Annotated in this window: 1 rRNA gene; it reads left to right on the top strand. The window is 54.4% G+C overall.

Features of this window, described 5'->3' with window-relative positions:
- The first annotated feature begins 232 nt into the window (after positions 1 to 232).
- Positions 233 to 1,759: ribosomal RNA gene (locus HMPREF2804_RS02310) — 16S ribosomal RNA — on the top strand.
- Positions 1,760 to 1,814: the final 55 nt, after the last annotated feature.

Here is a 1,814-nt window from a genome sequence, read left to right as displayed (position 1 = left end):
CGGGGTTGATACCGTATATGTTTTTTGATCTTATTGAGGTCATGTTTTTTGGTGTGGTCTTGTAGTTTTTGAAAAATTTGTTGTGGTGTCTGCTGGTTGGGACATTCGTGTGGGGTGCAGAGCATGGGGTGCGTTGGTGTGCCTGGTGTTGTGTGTCCTGATTGTTTTTTGTTTTGTCAGTAGTTCATTGTTTTTTGAGAGTTATGGGATCATGCGTTTGCTTTTTGTTTTTGTAACGGAGAGTTTGATTCTGGCTCAGGACGAACGCTGGCGGCGTGCTTAACACATGCAAGTCGAACGATGAAGCCTAGCTTGCTAGGTGGATTAGTGGCGAACGGGTGAGTAATACGTGAGTGACCTACCTTTGACTCTGGGATAAGCCTGGGAAACTGGGTCTAATACCGGATACGACCAATCTCCGCATGGGGTGTTGGTGGAAAGCGTTATGGAGTGGTTTTAGATGGGCTCACGGCCTATCAGCTTGTTGGTGAGGTAATGGCTTACCAAGGCGACGACGGGTAGCCGGCCTGAGAGGGTGACCGGCCACACTGGGACTGAGACACGGCCCAGACTCCTACGGGAGGCAGCAGTGGGGAATATTGCACAATGGGCGCAAGCCTGATGCAGCGACGCCGCGTGAGGGATGACGGCCTTCGGGTTGTAAACCTCTGTTAGCATCGAAGAAGCGAAAGTGACGGTAGGTGCAGAGAAAGCGCCGGCTAACTACGTGCCAGCAGCCGCGGTAATACGTAGGGCGCGAGCGTTGTCCGGAATTATTGGGCGTAAAGAGCTTGTAGGCGGTTGGTCGCGTCTGCTGTGAAAGGCTGGGGCTTAACCCTGGTTTTGCAGTGGGTACGGGCTAACTAGAGTGCAGTAGGGGAGACTGGAATTCCTGGTGTAGCGGTGGAATGCGCAGATATCAGGAGGAACACCGATGGCGAAGGCAGGTCTCTGGGCTGTAACTGACGCTGAGAAGCGAAAGCATGGGGAGCGAACAGGATTAGATACCCTGGTAGTCCATGCCGTAAACGTTGGGCACTAGGTGTGGGGGACATTCCACGTTTTCCGCGCCGTAGCTAACGCATTAAGTGCCCCGCCTGGGGAGTACGGCCGCAAGGCTAAAACTCAAAGAAATTGACGGGGGCCCGCACAAGCGGCGGAGCATGCGGATTAATTCGATGCAACGCGAAGAACCTTACCAAGGCTTGACATATACTGGACTGCGTCAGAGATGGCGTTTCCCTTCGGGGCTGGTATACAGGTGGTGCATGGTTGTCGTCAGCTCGTGTCGTGAGATGTTGGGTTAAGTCCCGCAACGAGCGCAACCCTCGTTCTATGTTGCCAGCACGTGATGGTGGGGACTCATAGGAGACTGCCGGGGTCAACTCGGAGGAAGGTGGGGATGACGTCAAATCATCATGCCCCTTATGTCTTGGGCTTCACGCATGCTACAATGGCCGGTACAGAGGGTTGCGATACTGTGAGGTGGAGCTAATCCCTAAAAGCCGGTCTCAGTTCGGATTGGGGTCTGCAACTCGACCCCATGAAGTCGGAGTCGCTAGTAATCGCAGATCAGCAACGCTGCGGTGAATACGTTCCCGGGCCTTGTACACACCGCCCGTCAAGTCACGAAAGTTGGTAACACCCGAAGCCGGTGGCCTAACCCTGGTGGGGGGAGCCGTCGAAGGTGGGACTGGCGATTGGGACTAAGTCGTAACAAGGTAGCCGTACCGGAAGGTGCGGCTGGATCACCTCCTTTCTAAGGAGCTCAACTATTGTTTGGTTGGCCATGCTGCTCGCGAGTGTCGGGTGGG

The sequence above is a fragment of the Rothia sp. HMSC065G12 genome, assembly GCF_001811455.1.
Taxonomy (GTDB): domain Bacteria; phylum Actinomycetota; class Actinomycetes; order Actinomycetales; family Micrococcaceae; genus Rothia; species Rothia dentocariosa.
This window is presented reverse-complemented; position numbering and strand designations above follow the sequence as displayed.